Annotated in this window: 16 protein-coding genes; 6 read left to right on the top strand and 10 right to left on the bottom strand. The window is 61.1% G+C overall.

The genetic code is table 11. The features are described 5' to 3' along the window. Positions 1-54 precede the first annotated feature (54 nt). On the bottom strand, positions 55-2,085 hold the full coding sequence (gene fusA / locus FBAL_RS00415) for an elongation factor G (RefSeq protein WP_013343596.1): 2,031 nt from the start codon (positions 2,083-2,085) through the stop codon (positions 55-57). Positions 2,086-2,267: 182 nt separating this feature from the next. On the opposite strand from fusA, the gene FBAL_RS00420 reads away from it, so the two are divergent. From FBAL_RS00420 to FBAL_RS00430, 3 genes are all read left to right on the top strand, one after another. Next, positions 2,268-2,951: a DUF2461 domain-containing protein gene (locus FBAL_RS00420; protein WP_013343597.1), complete on the top strand. Its 684-nt coding sequence runs from the start codon at positions 2,268-2,270 to the stop codon at positions 2,949-2,951. Between the two features lie 147 nt (positions 2,952-3,098). Next, positions 3,099-4,871 carry an aryl-sulfate sulfotransferase gene (locus FBAL_RS00425; protein WP_013343598.1) on the top strand — a complete coding sequence of 591 codons (1,773 nt, stop codon included), beginning with the start codon at positions 3,099-3,101 and terminating at the stop codon, positions 4,869-4,871. Between the two features lie 41 nt (positions 4,872-4,912). Next, entirely contained in the window at positions 4,913-5,332 is a 420-nt protein-coding gene (locus FBAL_RS00430; protein ID WP_013343599.1) for a YbaY family lipoprotein, read from the top strand. Positions 5,333-5,397: 65 nt separating this feature from the next. On the opposite strand, the gene FBAL_RS00435 is transcribed toward FBAL_RS00430, so the two are convergent. From FBAL_RS00435 to FBAL_RS00445, 3 genes are all read right to left on the bottom strand, one after another. Further along, the gene (locus tag FBAL_RS00435; RefSeq protein ID WP_013343600.1) at positions 5,398-7,584 is read right to left on the bottom strand and encodes a carboxypeptidase-like regulatory domain-containing protein; all 2,187 of its coding nucleotides are present in this window, start codon (positions 7,582-7,584) and stop codon (positions 5,398-5,400) included. 217 nt (positions 7,585-7,801) lie between these two features. Continuing rightward, positions 7,802-8,326: a DUF2058 domain-containing protein gene (locus tag FBAL_RS00440; protein WP_013343601.1), complete on the bottom strand. Its 525-nt coding sequence runs from the start codon at positions 8,324-8,326 to the stop codon at positions 7,802-7,804. A gap of 37 nt (positions 8,327-8,363) precedes the next feature. Next, a complete protein-coding gene (locus FBAL_RS00445) occupies positions 8,364-8,828 on the bottom strand; it encodes a tRNA (cytidine(34)-2'-O)-methyltransferase (protein ID WP_013343602.1) in 465 nt (154 codons plus the stop codon). A 124-nt stretch (positions 8,829-8,952) separates the two neighbouring features. Between FBAL_RS00445 and FBAL_RS00450 the strand changes: the two genes are divergently transcribed. Then, complete coding sequence (locus tag FBAL_RS00450; protein ID WP_013343603.1) at positions 8,953-9,789, top strand: sulfurtransferase; 837 nt, start codon at positions 8,953-8,955, stop codon at positions 9,787-9,789. Here FBAL_RS00450 and FBAL_RS00455 read toward each other — a convergent pair. Both FBAL_RS00455 and FBAL_RS00460 read right to left on the bottom strand, forming a co-directional pair. Next, on the bottom strand, positions 9,786-11,156 hold the full coding sequence (locus tag FBAL_RS00455) for an ATP-binding protein (RefSeq protein ID WP_013343604.1): 1,371 nt from the start codon (positions 11,154-11,156) through the stop codon (positions 9,786-9,788). The genes FBAL_RS00450 and FBAL_RS00455 overlap by 4 nt on opposite strands. Positions 11,157-11,159: 3 nt before the next feature. Next, positions 11,160-11,846: a response regulator gene (locus FBAL_RS00460; protein ID WP_013343605.1), complete on the bottom strand. Its 687-nt coding sequence runs from the start codon at positions 11,844-11,846 to the stop codon at positions 11,160-11,162. A gap of 151 nt (positions 11,847-11,997) precedes the next feature. Between FBAL_RS00460 and FBAL_RS00465 the strand changes: the two genes are divergently transcribed. Both FBAL_RS00465 and fieF read left to right on the top strand, forming a co-directional pair. Then, entirely contained in the window at positions 11,998-12,513 is a 516-nt protein-coding gene (locus FBAL_RS00465; protein WP_013343606.1) for a Spy/CpxP family protein refolding chaperone, read from the top strand. A gap of 44 nt (positions 12,514-12,557) precedes the next feature. Further along, complete coding sequence (fieF, locus tag FBAL_RS00470) at positions 12,558-13,436, top strand: cation efflux pump FieF (RefSeq protein WP_013343607.1); 879 nt, start codon at positions 12,558-12,560, stop codon at positions 13,434-13,436. A 46-nt stretch (positions 13,437-13,482) separates the two neighbouring features. On the opposite strand, the gene glnG is transcribed toward fieF, so the two are convergent. From glnG to glnA, 4 genes are all read right to left on the bottom strand, one after another. Beyond that, the gene (glnG, locus tag FBAL_RS00475) at positions 13,483-14,895 is read right to left on the bottom strand and encodes a nitrogen regulation protein NR(I) (RefSeq protein ID WP_013343608.1); all 1,413 of its coding nucleotides are present in this window, start codon (positions 14,893-14,895) and stop codon (positions 13,483-13,485) included. Further along, a complete protein-coding gene (gene glnL / locus FBAL_RS00480) occupies positions 14,892-15,947 on the bottom strand; it encodes a nitrogen regulation protein NR(II) (RefSeq protein WP_013343609.1) in 1,056 nt (351 codons plus the stop codon). The genes glnG and glnL overlap by 4 nt, the downstream gene beginning before the upstream one ends. Positions 15,948-16,035: 88 nt before the next feature. Further along, the gene (locus tag FBAL_RS00485; RefSeq protein ID WP_013343610.1) at positions 16,036-16,575 is read right to left on the bottom strand and encodes a DUF4124 domain-containing protein; all 540 of its coding nucleotides are present in this window, start codon (positions 16,573-16,575) and stop codon (positions 16,036-16,038) included. Between the two features lie 145 nt (positions 16,576-16,720). Then, positions 16,721-18,130 carry a glutamate--ammonia ligase gene (gene glnA, locus FBAL_RS00490; protein WP_013343611.1) on the bottom strand — a complete coding sequence of 470 codons (1,410 nt, stop codon included), beginning with the start codon at positions 18,128-18,130 and terminating at the stop codon, positions 16,721-16,723. Positions 18,131-18,422: the final 292 nt, after the last annotated feature.

The raw sequence follows: 18,422 nt of genomic DNA on the forward strand, positions 1-18,422 counted from the left end.
ACGGGGAAAAACAAGCGGCGGCCGAGGCCGCCGCAGAGGAAAAGCGCGTTGCGCTTAATGGGCCATCAGCTGCTGCTGAACATTGGGCGGCACCACTTCGTAACGGCTGAACGCCATCGACAGTTGGCCTTCGCCGCCGGTCATCGCTTTTAACCGGGTGGCGTAGTCGTCCAGCGCCGCCAGAGGGGCTTCAGCGTTGATGTCCACCTGCTGGTTGGCCAGGGCTTGGGTGCCGCACACCATGGCGCGGTGCGCGCTCAGGTCGCCGGTGATGTCACCCATCTTGTCCTGATGCACCTGCACGTGCATATCAACAATTGGCTCCAGCAGTACCGGACTGGACGCCATCACCGCTTCCAGGAAGGCTTTCTTGCCTGCCATATGGAAGGCGATCTCCTTGGAGTCCACCGGATGGTGTTTGCCGTCCAGCACCACCACGCGGATGTCCTGCATCGGGAAGCCGGCCAGGATGCCTTCCCGCATCGCCTCTTTCACCCCTTTCTCAATGGCCGGGATAAATTGGCTGGGGATGGCGCCACCCACCACTTTGGAGGTGAACTCAAAGCCACTGCCGCGCGGCAGGGGTTCCACTTTCAGATGCACTTCACCAAACTGACCGGCGCCGCCGGACTGTTTCTTATGGCGGTAGCGCGACTCGGCGCTGTTGGTGATGGTTTCCCGGTAGGCCACGGAGGGTTTCTGGGTGTCCATATCGAGGTTAAACACCTGCTGGGCTTTCTCCAGTGCGATCTGCACGTGCATATCGCCCAGGCCCTGCAGCACGGTTTCGTTGTCCACCCCATCGTGGCTGATCTGCAGGCTCGGATCCTCCGCCACCAGCTTATGCAGCACTTCAGCCAGCTTCTGTTCGTCGCCACGACGCTTGGGCCGAACCGCCAGGCCAAACAGCGGCTGGGGCAGGTCCTGATCGACCATATGGAAGTTATCTTCCTCGTGGTGGTCGTGCAGGATGGCACCCACTTCGAGGCCGTCGATCTTGGCCAGGGCGCAGATGTCGCCGGGGCCGGCACTGGTGACCTCCACCTGATCTTTGCCCTGCAGCTTCACAAGATGGGCCACTTTGATCGGCTTACGGTCGGCACCGATAAACAGCTTCTGGCCGGTGCGCAGCACCCCCTGGTGGATACGGAACACGCCGAGGCGACCCACGTAGGGGTCGATACTGACCCGGAACACGTGCGCCAGCAGGTGGCCGGCTTCGTCCAGCGTCAGTTTGACCGGCTTGGCCTCATCACCCCAGCCGTTGACGAAATTAGGCGGGTTGGCTTCCTGCGGGTTGGGCAGGACCTGAGCCAGGATCTGCAGCAGGTGGTTGATGCCCATCTGCTGTTCGGCACTGGCAAAGCAGACCGGCACCAGCTCGCCGTGGCGCAGGGCGGTTTCCAGCGGCGCGTGAAGCTGCTCCGGTGTCAGCGACTCCTCCTGCTCAAGGTAGATCTCCATCAGGGCTTCGTCCTGCTCGACCACGGTGTCGATCAGGGCATCGTGACAGCTGCGTACATCGCCAAAGCGGGTCGGGGTGTCGTAATCCGGGCTGAAGTAGCAGTCCACCACGCCGGTACCATCGGCTTTCGGCAGGTTCAGGGGCAGACAGCCATGGCCAAACTGAGTCTGGATCTGTTCCAGTACGCTCTCCAGCTGGGCTTCATTGCCATCCATCTGATTCACCACAATCAGGATCGATTTGCCCTGGCGTCGGGCCTCTTCAAAGGCGCGCTGGGCAATGGGTTCGATACCACGGCTGGCGTTGATCACCAGCAGGACGCTCTCCACGGCAGGCATCGCCAGCTGGGCGCGGCCAAAGAAATCGGGCAGTCCGGGGGTGTCGATAAGATTGATGTGGATGTCGTTGTGGTCGAGGGAGAGGAAGGACGCTTCCAGGCTGTGGTGGTGGGCTTTTTCCTGGGGGGTGAAGTCGGCATGGTTAGTGCCGTCGTCGACCCTGCCACGTTGACTGATGGCTCTGGCGCCATAGAGCAGGGCTTCCAGCAAGCTGGATTTGCCGCTGCCGCTATGACCCATCAGAGCCGCATTCCTTATCTGTTCGATGCGATGCTCGGGCATGTATGCCTCCTGTTGTCCTAAATCCATCAGGTGCACTTCTGACTATAGGGGTGCAGGCCTGGTCAGGATTTGACCGGGATCAGGTTCTGCCCTGATTCGGCCAAGCTCAGGAACCCGGGTCCATTTCGCAGCGGTTCCGGTACAGTAAGATTGAGCATAGATCGTCAAACCGGAGCCAGCCTGTGATCCCCTATATCCGCCCTGAAACCCTCGAATTTCTGGAGCAACTTCGCGTCAATAACAGCCGCGATTGGTTCCAGGCCAATAAGTCCCGTTACGAAGCCTGTGTGCGTGGCCCGGCGCTGGACCTCATCGCCAGCTTTGCGCCACGTCTGGCCAGCTTCGCCCCCCGTTTTCGTGCGGACGCCAAAAAGGTGGGGGGCTCGTTGATGCGGCCCTATCGCGACACCCGTTTTTCCCACGATAAAACCCCCATCAAAACCAATGTCGGCATCCAGTTCCGCCATGATCTGGGCAAGGATGTGCACGCCCCGGGCTACTACCTGCATATCGAGCCGGGCCAGTGTTTGCTGGGGGTGGGGTGCTGGCGGCCGGATTCCCCGTCGCTGGCAGCGATTCGGGAGGCCATTGATCGCTCCCCCATCCGTTGGTTGGCGGCGCGGGATGACGGCGAATTCTGCAGTCGGTTCAGCCTGTCCGGCACCAGCCTGGTGCGGCCCCCCAAGGGCTATGACAAGGACCACCCCCAGCTGGAGGACCTCAAGCGCAAAGACTTTATCGGGGTGATGCCGCTGGCGGATGAGCAGGTGATGGGGGAGGGACTGCTCGACCTGATGGAGGAGGCCTACGAGGGCGCTGATCCCTTTATGCGGTTTCTCTGTCAGGCGATGAAAGTGCCGTTTTAATCGCCACCCTGCGCCTTTTCTCCGGGCCGGATTGTGCGCTGCGTCATGCTTTGATTTTTTTTACCGTTGGCCCGGGCACCGGTCACCGATGTGCCGCTCAAAAGAGGTTAGCTTGTAGCGCGTTAACCGAATTTAAGGAGCGACATCATGTTGAAGCGTGTGGTCCTGGCCATGGCGGCGATGGGGATCATGGGTTCGGCGGCGGCGGTCAGCCTGCCCCCGGCACCGGCAGTCGGCAAACTGGGAGCGGTTGTGGTGGATCCCTACGGCACAGCACCGTTGACCGCGGTGATTGAACTGGCCGGGAAATCGATCTCCGACGTTCATGTCACCGTGGAAGGCAAAGGGCCGGAGGGCGTCAGCATTGACTACCCCGTGGGCCGTCACAGCCTGCTGACCCACGATGGCATTCCGGTGTTTGGTCTCTACGCCAACCACCTCAACAACGTGACCGTGCGCTATCAGATGGCGGGACAGCCGGTGGAGGAGCACTACCGCATCCTGACCGGCAGCCTGCAGAACCGCTACATCGATAACCGCTCCACCTCCGAGTTGCAGCCGGTGGAGGTCAAAACCGTGGCACCGGGGTTTGAGGACCGGCTCTATCTGGTCAACAGCCACACCCTGCTGCCGCAGGGCTCTGACCTGCACTGGGGCGCTCTGAAGGACGCCAGCTCCGGCCTGCTGGACGCCAACCCGGCGGGGGGCTCGATGCCCTTTGATGCCATCCCGATGACCTACATCATCGATACCCAGGGTGAGTACCGCTGGTGGCTGAGCCAGGATGCGCTGTACGACGGCAAGAACCACGATGTGGATCGCCGCGGCTACCTGATGGGCATCAACCCCACCGCCACCGGCAGCTACACCTTTGTGCAGGGACAGCGCTGGTATGAGATGGACCTGATGGGCCGCTTTGCCCACGATCAGAAGTTACCCCGTGGCTTTATCGACGCCTCTCACGAATCGGTGGAGACCCCGCAGGGCACCGTGCTGCTGCGTGTCGCCAAACGCAACTATCTGCGTGACGACGGCCAGATGGTGCACACCGTGCGTGACCACATTATCGAGGTGGATAAGAGCGGCAACCTGTTGGACGTCTGGGACCTGCCGGTCATCCTCGACCCGCTGCGGGATGACCTGATCAAAGCGCTGGACGCTTCCGCCGTGTGCGTCAGCCGTAACGTGGACGCGGAAGGCCAGGCCGTGGTGCTGGAACCGGATGCGCCCTTTGGTGATGCGGTGGGTGTGGGGGCCGGTCGTAACTGGGCCCACGTCAACTCCATCGCGTATGACCCCAGCGACGACAGCATCATCATCTCCCCGCGCCATCAGGCCAGCGCCATCAAGATTGGCCGCGACAAGCAGGTGAAGTGGATCCTCAGCGCCAGCATTGGCTGGAGCGGCGAGCTGGCCGACAAACTGCTGACCCCGGTGGACGCCAAGGGCAACCCGCTGGACTGCACCGTGAAAGGGGTGTGCGAGGGGGATTTCGACTTCTCTTACACTCAGCATACCGCCTGGCTCAGTGACAAAGGCACCCTCACCGTGTTCGATAATGGCGATGGTCGCCACTATCGCCAGCCGTTCTTCAAAACCGAGCGTTACAGCCGCGCGGTGGAGTACAAGATCGATGAAAAGGCGATGACGGTGCAGCAGCTGTGGGAGTACGGCAAAGAGCGCGGTTACGACTGGTTCAGCCCGATCACCTCCAATGCGGAGTATCAGTCTGACCGGGACACCATGTTCACCTTTGGCGGTTCCATCCACCTGTTCGAAGGGGCCAGTATCATCGGGAAAATCAACGAGATTGACTATGATACCAAGGCCGTTAAGGTGGAGATCGACGTGATCTCGGATAAAACCAACTCGCCGCATTACCGGGCGCTGGTGGTGCAACCGGAGCAAGCGTTCCGCTAACCCCTATACTGAGTGCCGGACAGACCGGAGGAGGAGAAAGGATGAAATGGCAACTGCCAGCGCTGCTGGCTATTGGTGCCCTGCTCGGCGGCTGTGGTGGCGAAGCCCCCAGCTCCGCGCCTCAACAGGAGAGTGCCAGCATGGAAACCATTACCGGACAGGCGTTGTATCGTGAACGCATTTTGCTGACCCCGGGCACCACCATGCTGGTGGCGCTGGAGGATGTGTCCCGCGCCGACGCGCCCGCCGAGGTGGTGAGTGAAAACCGGTTCGAGATCCAGGGGCCGCCGCCGTTCGCGTTTGCCCTGCAGTATGACCCGGCCAAGTTGGTGGAGAATCACCGCTACGGCCTGCGCATCCGCATCGAAGAGAAGGGCGAACTGCGCTTTATCAACGACACCCACATCGACCCGTTCGGGGACGGTTTGGATCAGATCGTGCTCAAAGGCGTTGGCCGCTGAGCCCGCAACCGGTCACAAAAAAAACGCCCGCATCTGCGGGCGTTTTTGTTGGTCGCGCAAGGCCATTACTGGCGCGGTGCGTTATCCAGCATTTGAATGCGCACGGCATCAACACGGTCGCTGCTGACGCCAGTCAGGGTGCCGTACTCTTCGCTGCGCTGGTACTCCTCCTCAAACTGGGAGAGGTCCACCGGGCTGAGGACGTTGATGCGGGGGAAGATAAAGGGACCGGTTTGGTCCTGCTGACCCTCATCGATGTAGTCCAAGGTACGCACGGAGCGTTCCAGCACCAGGTGGCGGCCATCCGCTAAGGTGTTGATCACGGTCCAGCTACGCTCACGGCTGTAGGTAGCCCAACCTTCCCAGACTTCTTTGCCGGTCAGCTGGTACTCGTGATCCCCAACCTGCTCCCAGTGCTGGAATGCGTTGTAGTAGGTTTCAAAGTAACCCTGGTCTTCAACGTATTCACCACTGGTGGGATCGGTGTAGGTGCCGAAAGTCCAGCTCAGGCTGCCATCTTCAGCAAAGGTGTAACCATAGACGGTGTCAAAGTCCGGACGGGTCGGGTCCCCTTCGCTGGCGATCCAGCTGTTGATCCAGGCGCCCAGCACATAGGGCATCTCCTGAATCAGGTCATCGGCCAGAGAGGCGTTGTCCTGATCGTACTGGGCGATCCAGGCCACATTAGACTGCTCAAACTCCCCTTTGGAGATGGAGACAATGGCGCTGTAGAGCGCGTCGCTCTGGGCGTAGGGCTGGTAGCTCACGGTCCAGTCACCGGACGCGATGGTGAGAACGCCGTCGGCATAGCTCCACTGGCCACGGGCTTCACCCGCCTTGTCCAGCACCGAGCCCCCTTCGGCCAGAGTCACCTCATTGTGAACCAGGTAGTCGTAAGCCTGGTTGTCATAGAAGCCCTGGATGCTGGTGACCATCGGCAGCGCCCAGGTGCCTTGCGGAGCGCTGTCCCAAAGGGTGCTGACCTGATTGCCCAGATGCAGAACGCCAGCGGATTCCAGTTCGATCTCCTGATAGCTGGGCAGTTCACCCTCCCAGGCCAGACCGGCAGAGGTCGGGTCCAGGGTGAAGGTTTGGCTGATTTCCACCGCCACTTTGCTTTCTGCGCCATCGGTCAGCTTGGTGAACTTGACGGCATCGGTTGATTCAATAACGCGCAGGTAGCCTTCCTGCCAAATCGGGGCAAGGGTGTCCGCGGCAGCTTGTCCCCAATGCTCGGTGACGTCGGCCAGCGTCAGGTAGGGGTAGCTCTCTTGCTCATTGTCGCCGTAGTTCACCACCAGACGATTGGCTTCATTGACGGCCCACTCTGCACTCACATCGGTGCCCAGAAAGTAGCCGTAGACGCCGGGGTCGCCCAGAGTGGCGGTGCCGTCGGCAGCAAAGTTCAACACATTGCCGCTTTGCGCCACCCAGCCCTGGGTAACGGAGGTGGTGTAGACGTTGGTTCCCAACAGTTCTTCGGCGGTAAACGCCAGCGTCACGGCGGGGTCGTTAACGGTCTCTTGCAGTGCTTCTTCGAAGGCGGCCTCAAAGGCGTCGGTCAGTTCGCCCTCTTCGTCCAGAAGGCCATTATCGGCCAGATAGCTGTTCACCGCCTCTTCGACGCTCTCTTCCCCTTCCGGTGTCAGCAGCTCCAGGATGGTGCCGGTTTCCGGCGTGTAGTCCGGGTTGTCCGCCAGTACCTTAATCACGGCACTGAGTTCCAGCAGGGCTTCGGTTTCCACCTGGGCTTCCGCCTCGGCCAGCGCTTCATCGCTGTTCAGCTCAACGCCGGTGTCTTCAGCCAGCAGGTGCAGCGCAGTGCTGACCTGGGTGATGGCGGTACGGGAAGACTCATCCTGGGCCAACACGCCGTCGTCGCCAGCCTGCTCATTCAGTGATTCAAATGATCCCAGCTGGCTGACCAGTTCGATATGACCCTGATCGCCTTCACCCTGGGCGCTCAGCAACACCATCTCATCGCCACTCAGAGTGCCCTCTTCGTATTCGAAGTCGAGGGTGTAGAGACCATCATCATCGGCGGTGGTGGTGATGGTTTGGTCGCCGAGTGTGGCGGTGATGGTTGCATTGGCAACCGGTGCGTCGGTGGCGATGCCCTCAATGGCAAAGCTGAGGATCTGGGGCGGAGTCGGCTCCGGCGGCGGGGTGATTTGCGTATTGTCGTCACTGCCACTACAGCCAGACAGGGCGGTGATGGCCATCAGGCTTAGGGCGACTTTGGAAAGGCGCATTGTGCTGCTCCTGCAGGTTTGAAACGTCCTTGGAAACCGCCCGGGCGCAAAGCTAAAACTCAATTCAGAGCAATGGGTAAGCCGGGCAGAAAATATTGCGAACTGGGGAATTTAATGTGGTCGATTGGTTAAATCAATGGGCTTTGGAATCAACCGGTTAACGAATGACCCCATAAAAAAACGCCCGCGTCTGCGGGCGTTTTTTATCGCTATTGGGTTACCACATCAGGTCGTCAGGGATCTGGTAATCGGCGTAGGGATCATCTTCATCCGGCTGGTCGCTGGCTTTGTCGTTGAGCAGGACAATGGCACTGGCATCACGCTGGGCCACTTTCTCTGCGACCGCCGCGGCGATCAGGAAGTACTCCTGGCCCAGCTTGGCGATGGCCAGTTGGCCGTTGATCAGCCCCTGCTGCAGTGCCGGAGTGACGTAGATCTTGGTGATGCTGCCCTGATCCGAGAAGTTGTAGGCCAGGTCGCCCTTATCGCGGGGCTGAGCGTTGACGGTGATCAGCTGGCGGATCTGAGCCTGCAGGGCCTTTTTCTCCGCTTCCGCTTTGCGCTCGGCGTTGAGCTGGCGGTCACGTTCGGCCTGTTCAGCGCGCTTTTGTGCGGCCTCAGCCTTGGCTTCATTCACCACCGATTTCCCCGCTTTGCGGGCACGGTGTTTGTCTTTATTGGCCTTTTTGGCGTCGTGTTTGCTGACGAGCCCGGCTTTCATCAGCTGGTCCTGCAGTGACATGGTGGCTTCCTCGGTATGGGGCTATGGCGGCAGCGTCTCAGAGCGCGCCGTCGAAGTCCAGTTGGCGCCAGGCTTCATAGCTGACGATGGAGACGGCGTTGGCCAGATTCAGGCTGCGGGCGTCGGCTTTCATGGGGATGCGAATGCGCTGACTGGTGGGGATCGCTTCCCGCACCGCTTCCGGCAGGCCGCGGCTTTCCGGGCCAAACAGCAGCACATCACCGGCCTGGTATTGCGGCTCGGTGTGGGGGCGGCTGCCTTTGGTGGTCAGGGCAAATACCCGTCGGCCCGCCATCGCTTCCAGAAAACTCGCGTAATCCGGGTAGCGGGTGACGGTGGTCAGCTCGGCGTAGTCGAGTCCGGCCCGGCGGAGCTTCTTCTCATCCATGTCGAAACCAAGCGGTTCAATCAGGTGCAAGCGGCAACCGTTATTGGCGCAGAGTCGGATAATGGCGCCGGTATTGGGGGCGATTTCCGGCTCATACAGGGCAATTTCAAACATGATGAATGGGTCTGCTGCGAACAAGTGGGCTTCTTTTACTCTGCCCGGGACCGGAACGCAAGCGCCGGGCCGGGCAGTGGGGTAGGCTAGGGCCCAGTCCAAATCTCAAGGAGTCCGCCAAATCATGGCCTTTCCCAACCTGATCAGCGTTGATGAGCTGGCGCAAAATCTCGACCACCCGGATTGGCGGGTGCTGGATGGCACCTGGTTTCTGCCCGGCAGCACCGAGGATGCCCGGCAACGGCACCGGGAGGAGCGCATCCCCGGCGCCCGCTGGTTTGATTTTGATGATGCCCTGGCCGACCCGGACAGCAGCCTGCCTCACATGCTGCCGACTCCGGAGCAGTTTGCCCTTGAGCTCGGAAAGCTGGGACTGAAGCCGGAGCACAAGGTGGTGGTGTATGACCGTCACGGCCTGTTCTCGGCGCCCCGGGTGTGGTGGATGCTGAAGGCGTTTGGCCATCAGGCGGTGGCGGTTCTGAACGGCGGCCTGCCGGCCTGGCGCGAAGCGGACTATCCACTGGAGCAGGGCGAAGCGGCGGCGGTGGAGGCATCCCATTACCCGGTGCCGGCGCTGCCCGGACAGGTGATCGATGCTCAAACGTTGCATCAGCAACTGATCGCCGGGGAGATCTGGCTGCTGGACGCCCGCGCTCCGGGCCGCTTTGCCGGTGCCGAGCCGGAGCCCCGCCCCGGTGTGCGGCCGGGTCATATGCCCGGTGCGGTCAATCTGCCGTTTGGCCAACTGCTGGATCAGGGCAAACTGCGTCCCGTTGCGGAGTTGAAGGCGCGGTTTGCCGCTGTGGCGGATGGGTCAAAACCCTGGGTATTCAGCTGTGGCAGCGGTGTGACCGCCTGTGTGCTGGCGCTGGCGGCCAGCGAGGCGGGTCATCATCAATGGCGGGTGTACGACGGCTCGTGGGCCGAATGGGGGGCGGATCCGGCGTTGCCGCTGGCTTAAGCCAGCGGCAGGGTGACGGTCATGGTGAGGCCATGCGGGGTGCGGTTGTTGGCCCGCACTCGTCCCTGGTGGGCCTCCACAGCCCCTTGGGTGATGGCCAGTCCGAGGCCCCATCCGCCACTGTCGCGGTCGCGGGCTTCGGCGACCCGATAGAAGGGCTTAAAGATGGTCTCCAGCTCCGTTTCCGGCACGCCGGGGCCATCGTCACTGATGCGGATCAGCACCTCATTGGGCTGACGCACGATCTCCAGGCTGACCTGGTTTTCGGCGTAACGCAGGGCGTTGCGCAGCAGGTTTTCCACCGCCCGCCGCAGCAGGTTTTCAATCCCCTTGAACGGCAGGTGTTCCGGCATGGTCACCGACAGCTGCTTGTTCATCTGTTCCGCCTCAAACCCGGCATCGTCAATCACATCGGTCAGCACGTCGATCAGGTCGAGCGGGTGTTTGCTGTCGGTGATCTGCATATTCAGCCGCGACAGGGCGAGCAGTTCGCGGATCATCGCATCCAGCTGTTCCGCTTCCCGGCCGATGCGTTGCAGCTCGGCACTGTCTTCACCCTTTTTGCGGGCCAGCGCGAGGGCCAGCTGCAACCGGGTCAGTGGGGTGCGCAGCTCATGGGAGATACCGGACAGCAAGCGCTGCTGCCCCTTCACCATGGTGGTAACGGAGTCCGCCATCTGGTTAAAGCTGGTGGCCAGCTGGCCCAGCTCATCGCGGCGGCTCAGGGTATCGCCATCCACCCGCGCTTCGAGATCCCCCCGGGCCAGTGCGCCAGCGGTGTCTTTCAGGTGGCGCAATGGTTTGCCCAGGTGCCAGGCCAACAGGCCGAACACCAGGCCCGAGAAGGCGATGGCCACCAGCAGGAAAGCGCCGGGATGGGCCATCAGGAAAAACAGCCAGGGGCGCTGGTGCGGTGCCCGGATCTTGCCGATCAGATAATGGGTTTCGCCGTTGAGCTGCACCTCTTTGGGGCCGAACACCACCTCATCGGGAAAGCGGTAGCGCATCGGCTGCTGATAGCTGTCCAACTCCAGCAGGAAGTGGCGCACCTCCCGGGGCAGGCGTCGGTCTCCACGGAATACCGGTCGACCGTCTTTGTCGATCAGGTAGAAACTCATGCGGAACTCGCGGCCGCGCTCGTCCTGATAGTGGCGCAGCTTATGGGACAGTTGCCGCCACTGCTGGGGCGGCGTTTCTGCCAGCCGTTCGGCGGTGCGGTTCAGCACTGTGGCCAAACGGGGATCCAGCGGCTCGCGGTCAAAGCTTTTCTGCAGGTGGGGCAGGCCAATCACCAGCCCCAACACCAGCGAAGAGGTGATCCAGAACGCCAGCAGCAGTTTGAACAGCAGGTGGTTGGGCAGTTTCACGGTTTAGTCCAGCCAGATGTAGCCTTTGCCCCGAACGGTTTTCACCCGGGGACGGTTGTCGCTGCGCTCCGGCAGTTTGCGGCGCAGGTTGGACAGGTGCATGTCCAGGCTGCGGTCAAAGGGCATCAACTTTTTGCCCAGTACCGCTTCGGACAGCCGATCTTTGCTGATCAGCTCACCGGGGTTTTGAGTCAGCTCCAGCAGCAGACTGAATTCGGTGGCGGTCAATGGCAGCAGGGCTTCGTTGACCCAGGCTTCCTGGCGGCGCGGGTAGAGGGTGAGGTCGTCACAGACCAACTCATCCTGACCGTTGCTGCTGGACTCCTTATCGCGGGTGCGGCGCAGAATGGCGCGGATGCGGGCGATAAGCTCCCGGTCATTAAAGGGTTTGGGCAGGTAATCATCGGCCCCGATTTCGAGCCCGACTACCCGGTCGATGTCGTCCCCGCGTGCGGTCAGCATCAGCACCGGTACGTCGCTCTTCTGACGCAGCTGGCGCAGCACATCAAAGCCGTTCAGGCCCGGCAGCATCACGTCCAGCAGCACGATGTCGTGCTCGCCGTTTTGGGCCTCTAACAGCCCGGACGGACCGTCCTGGCGGACCGTCAGGGTAAAGCCTTCCAGCTCAAGCAGCTGTCCGAGCAGTTCACACAGTCCCTGATCATCTTCCACCAGCAAGATACGATTCATCACATTTGACTCCCAATTGTTACAGGGCAAGCGTACCGCAACGCCGGGGGTGTCCCAAGCAACCTTTACACTGTTTTACCCGCTCTAAACCCTGTTTGACATTGACCTTGGTACGCTTGTGACCGTCGACTTAACCAAGAGGACGAACCCCATGAAACCCATTGCCAAACTGATTGCTGTTGGTGCGCTGACGACCACTGCGCTGGTCTCCACTTCCTTTGCTGTTGCTGCCCAGGGTGACGGCCAACGGGACTGTGAAATGCGTGGAAAGGGTGGCCACCACGGTATGGGCTACCATCACGGCAAGCGCGGTCACCATGGTGGTGAAGTGCGCAAGATGCTGCGTGGCCTGGACCTGACCGCCGAGCAGAAAACCCAGATTAAGGCGCTGATTGAAGCCGCACACACCGATAAACCGGCCCGCGATACGGCCGACTTTGAGGCGAAGATGGCGGCTCACCAGGCGCTGATGAACAACCCCAACTTTGATGAAGCGGCGGCGCGCCAGATGATCAATGAGCGTCAGGCTGCCCACGCAGACCGCGCACTGGCCCGCATGAAGCTGCAGCACGACATCATTCAGCTGCTGACCGATGAGCAGAAAGCCAAGCTGGAAGCACGTCACGACAAGCGTATGGCGCGATTCCAGGCCCACCACGGCGAGTGAGGTGTTACACTGGGCGGCACCGAAACTGACTCCTTTTCAGCATCATGTCGTCCTCCACCACTCCTGAGCAATACGCTTTCTGGATCCGTGTGGCCACCCGAGCGTCGGTGGCCACTGCGGTGATCCTGATCCTGGCCAAGCTGCTGGCCTGGTCTTTCTCCGGTTCCGCCAGTCTGCTGGCCTCCCTGACCGACTCCATGATGGACGCGATGGCGTCACTGGTGAACTTCTACGCCCTGCGCGTGGCCCTGCTGCCCGCTGATCAGCACCACCGCTTTGGCCATGGCAAAGCCGAGCCGCTGGCGACCCTGGTGCAGGCGGGCTTCATTCTCGGCTCAGCCCTGTTGCTGCTGTTCCACGGCAGTGAGCGCCTGATCAACCCCACCCCCCTGACCAACTCCACCCTCGGCATTGGCGTCAGCGTCTTCGCCATGGTGGCGACGGTGGTGCTGCTGACCATCCAGAAGCGTGCGGTGGCCGTGACCGGTTCCACCGCCATTGCCGCCGATGCCCTGCATTACCGCACCGATCTGCTGTTGAACGCCGCTGTGCTGCTGGCACTGGTGCTGGCCAGCCAGGGGTTGCTCTGGGCGGATGGTCTGTTCGCGGTGTTGATTGCACTCTACATCGGCTACGGTGCCTGGGGGCTGGGCAGCGAAGCGGTGCAGCTGCTGCTGGATCGTGAAGCGGAGCCGGAAGTGCGTGAACAGGTGGAAGCGCTGGCCAAAGCGGACCCCGGTGTGCAGGGGCTGCACGATCTGCGGACCCGTCGCTCTGGTAATACCCTCTATGTGCAGATGCACCTGGAGCTGGATGGCGACCTGCCACTGCGGGAGGCTCATGATCTGGCCGATGCGGTGGAGTGCCGCATTCGCGAGGCGTTCCCCGGTGCGGATGTGATTGTTCACCAGGACCCGGTCTGAACCGACGGACTCCGAAGCAAAAAAGCGCGCCCAAGGGCGCGCTTTTTTACTCTTCCATATTCAGCTCTTTGAGCTTTCGGGTCAGGGTGTTGCGGCCCCAGCCGAGCAATCGGGCGGCTTCCTGCTTATGGCCTCGGGTGTGGCTGAGGGCGGTGGTCAGCAGGGTACGCTCAAACGCCGGTTGGGCATCCTCCAGCAGGTTGGTGTCACCGTTGGCCAGAGCGCGGCTGGCCCAGCTGGCCAGCAGGGTGGTCCAGTCGCCCTCCTGTCCCGGCTCGCCACTGAAGGCGCTGCTGGTCTGGGCGGTTTTGAGTTCCGGCGGCAGGTCATCCGCCAAAATCTCCTGGCCTGAGGCCATGACAGTCATCCAGCGACAGGCGTTCTCCAGCTGGCGCACGTTGCCGGGCCAGGGCAGTTCACTTAAGCGGATCTCCGCCTCCTTGGTGAGGCGTTTCGGCTCTACCCCCAGTTCATCCGCCGCGGCAGCCAGGAAGTGGCGGGTCAGGGCCGGGATGTCCTCGGCACGTTCACTCAGCGGGGGCAACTGGATGCGGATGACGTTGAGGCGATGGAACAGATCCTCACGGAACTGCCCCTCCCGCACCCGCTGCTCCAGATCCTGGTGGGTGGCGGCAACGATGCGCACATCCACCTTGATGGCGCTGTGGCCACCCACCCGGTAAAACTGGCCATCGGCCAGCACCCGCAGCAGGCGTGTCTGCACATCCAGCGGCATATCGCCGATCTCATCCAGAAACAGGGTGCCGCCATTGGCCTGCTCGAAGCGACCCTGGCGCACCCCGGCGGCGCCGGTAAAGGCGCCTTTTTCGTGGCCGAACAGCTCTGATTCGATCAGGTCTTTGGGGATGGCGGCCATGTTCAGGGCCACAAAGGGTGCGGCCGAGCGCGGGCTGTGCTTGTGCAGGGCATGGGCCACCAGCTCTTTACCGGTACCGGACTGGCCGTTGATCAGTACGCTGATGGAGGAGCGCGACAGGCGACCAATGGCGCGGAACACCTCCTGCATCGCCGGGGCTTCGCCGATGATGCCGGGCACCGCTTCGCCACGCTCCTGAGGCTGTGGCGCGGAGGCGGCAGCGTGCTCAAGGGCCCGGCGTACCAGCGCCAGCGCCTCATCGATATCAAAAGGTTTGGGCAGGTACTCAAAGGCGCCGGACTGGTAGGCCCCCACGGCGGAGTCGAGATCGGAGTGGGCGGTCATGATGATCACCGGCAGCTCGGGGTAGTGCTGCTTAATCCGTTCCAGCAGGGTCAGACCGTCGGTGCCGGGCATGCGGATGTCGGAGACGATCACCTGAGGTTGGCTGGCCTCCAGCGCCTGCCACAGGGATTCAGCACTGGCGAAGCTGGCGCTGGTCAGGTTTTCCCGCTTAAGGGCGCGTTCCAGTACCCAGCGGATGGAGCTGTCATCATCCAGAACCCAGACTTGTTCGCTCATTGTGCCTCCTTGGAAAACGTCATCGGCAGTAGCAGGGTGAACTCGGTGTGGCCGGGCCAGCTTTCGAGCTCGATCCGACCCTGATGCTGGCTGACGATCTTCTGGGCGATGGATAAGCCCAGGCCACTGCCGTCAGCCTTATTGGTGACCATCGGGTAGAACAGGGTGTCCTGAATGCTGGGGTCGATGCCCGGGCCGTCATCCACCACGCTGACCGCTACCACCTGACGATGGCGCCGACCGGCGATGGTGGTCTGGCCCTGGCTGCGGGTGCGCAACACGATGCGTCCCTGACCATCCAGCGCCTGCACTGCGTTGCGAACGATATTGAGCAGCGCCTGTTGCAGCTGCTCGGCGTCCATCACGAAGTCGGGGATGGAGGGGTCGTAGTCCCGTTCGATCACCAGGGTGCCGGTGGCTTCCATCTCGCACAGCCGGGCCACCTGCTCCAGCAACCGGTGAACATTGCCCTCGGCCCAGGTGCCCGGGTATTGCGGACCCAGCAGTCGGTCTACCAGGCCACGCAGGCGGTCGGACTGCTCAATGATGATGGTGGTGAACTCTTTGAGTTCCGGGTCGTCCAGCTCCCGCTCCAGCAACTGGGCAGCACCACGCAGACCGCCCAGCGGATTTTTAATCTCGTGGGCCAGGCCACGCACCAGCAGCTGCGCTGCGTGTTGCTGGGCATAATGCTGCAGCTCCTGGCTGATGCGTTGCTGGTGATCCACCACCCGGGCTTCCACCAGGATCTCGGCGCTCTCCAGCGGGGTGAAGATCAGGTCGATGGTGTGGTGTTGGCCATCCAGGGTGACCAGAGAAACGGCGTACAGGGATTGGCCCTGCTCGCGCTCCAGTGTCTGGCGCAGCAGGGCGGTGTCGGTGGCCAGCTGGCTATAGAGGCTGGCGGCATTCTGGCCCAGCAGGCGGCGTTGCCCGAGGCCGAGCAGTTGCTCGGCAGCGTGATTGGCGTAACGCACCTGTAACTGGGGAGTCAGCACCAGTACGGCGGTGGAAAGCTGGTGCAGATAGTCTGGGTCCGACTGGCGGTCCATGGTGGTGCGGTCCTCTGTGCCCTGGCATTGTGCACCACCTTAGCACTGCACCAAATTGGTGCAAAGCGGTTTTCGACCGGATCCCGCTTCAGCTGCGGGGTTGCGGCTTGGGCGGGGCGATCAAACGGGAGTGGCGGTGCAGATAAACCTTCGTTTTACGACTTGATGCAAGGACTTTGCCGTTTTCGTCGATAACCCGCGCCTGGAGAACATGTTCACCCCGATCAACGTTATCCAGGGCAAAGGAACCGCCGCTGCCAACGGTGCGCACCACCTCACCATTGAGCAGCAGCTCGATGCGATGGTCAGCCAACAGGTCAGGTTGCAGCGCGATATTGAGGTTCAGTTGCCCGTTGTTGTCCCGCACCGTGGCGCCCTGTTCAGGCGCACTCAGGCTGATGCGGTATTCAGGGGCGGTGACCGGTTGCAGGGGGGCCGTGGTGGGGCTGGGCTTGGCCAGCTCGATGGTGTTGGCTTTGCTGGTGTCCACGGCGATCTCTTCCGCCCCGTCCTGAGGCTTATCGGAATAGTGAACCTGGCCGTTGCTGTCCACCCAGCGGTACACCTTGGCAAATCCCTGTGGTGCCAGCAACAGGGCGGCAACCAGCAGGATGTATCGGGATCCCATGTCTCACTCCTTGTCGATGGTTTCTTGTACAGTTTAGAGAGTTGCAAGAAAAAAGCCCATCCTTGCGGATGGGCTTTTGGTGCTCTTAATTCTTGTTTTTATTAGGGGTACAGAGCGTTCTTCACTTCCAGTGAATCGTTACGTCTTAGACGCTGTAATACAGTTCGAACTCGACCGGGTGAGTGGTCATGTTCAGACGCTCTACTTCGCCACGCTTCAGGCCGATGTAGGAGTCGATAAAGTCGTCGGAGAACACGCCACCAGCGGTCAGGAAGGCGCGGTCGGCGTCCAGACAATCCAGAGCCTGCTCCAGGCTGGAGGCAACGGTCGGGATCTCGGCCGCTTCTTCTGCCGGCAGGTCGTACAGATCCTTGTCCATGGCATCGCCCGGGTGGATCTTGTTGATGATGCCGTCCAGGCCAGCCATCAGCATGGCGGAGAACGCCAGGTACGGGTTGGCAGTCGGATCCGGGAAGCGCACCTCAATGCGACGACCTTTCGGGTTCGGTACCACCGGGATACGGATGGAGGCGGAGCGGTTACGGGCAGAGTAAGCCAGCATTACCGGTGCTTCGAAGCCAGGTACCAGACGCTTGTAGGAGTTGGTAGACGCGTTGGCAAAGGCGTTGATGGCACGGGCGTGCTTGATGATACCGCCGATGTAGTACAGCGCGGTTTCAGACAGGCCGCCGTACTTGTCGCCGGCAAACAGGTTAACGCCGTCTTTGCTCAGGGACTGGTGGCAGTGCATACCAGAACCGTTGTCGCCAACCAGCGGCTTCGGCATAAAGGTGGCGGACTTGCCGTATACGTGGGCCACATTGTGGATCACGTACTTCAGTACCTGCAGTTCATCCGCTTTCTCAACGATGCTGTTGAAGCGGGTGGCGATTTCGTTCTGACCGGCAGTGGCCACTTCGTGGTGGTGGGCTTCAACAACCTGGCCCATCTCTTCCAGTACCAGACACATGGCAGAACGGATGTCCTGGGCAGAATCCACCGGGGATACCGGGAAATAGCCGCCTTTTACGCCCGGACGGTGACCTTTGTTGCCGCCTTCGTAGTCTTTGTCGGAGTTCCAGGACGCTTCTTCGGCGTCAATCTTGTACATGGAACCGGACATGTCGGTTTTGTACTTCACGTCGTCAAACAGGAAGAACTCCGGCTCGGGACCGAAGAAACAGTCGTCGGCGATGCCGGTGGACTGCATGTAGGCTTTGGCACGCTTGGCGATGGAGCGCGGGTCGCGGTCGTAGCCTTCCATGGTGGCCGGCTCGATGATGTCGCAACGGACGTTCAGGGTCACTTCATCGGTGAAGGGGCACAGTACGGCGGTGGCCGGGTCCGGCATCAGGATCATGTCGGACTCGTTGATGCCCTTCCAGCCCTGGATGGAGGAACCATCGAACATCTTACCTTCTTCGAAGAAGTCGGCGTCGATCTGGCTGACCGGGATGGACACGTGCTGTTCCTTACCCTTGGTATCGGTGAAGCGCAGATCAACAAACTTAACGTCGTTCTCTTCAATCAGTTTCAATACGTTTTCGATGGACATCCCTAAACCTCCAGTGGCAAATGTGTGCTCTGACCAAGCTGGCCAAAACAAAGCGAACGCCGTGCCAAAAATGCAAGGCATTGATTAATAAGGAATTGAGTTGATTTGGTGCAGGGGGGAGGGCTTGCTTTGCACCAAAGTGGTGCGCATGCCGCCCAAAAACGGGGCATGGTCGATATTGGGGCGGGTCCAAATCCCTGACGGGCCATGAGAGTGCCTCTAAACTGCACAATCCTTGAGCATTTCGCCAGTGTAGCAGGAACACTCTTTCGATGTTTACAAGTAAATCATC

Source organism: Ferrimonas balearica DSM 9799, from assembly GCF_000148645.1.
Taxonomy (GTDB): Bacteria; Pseudomonadota; Gammaproteobacteria; order Enterobacterales; family Shewanellaceae; genus Ferrimonas; species Ferrimonas balearica.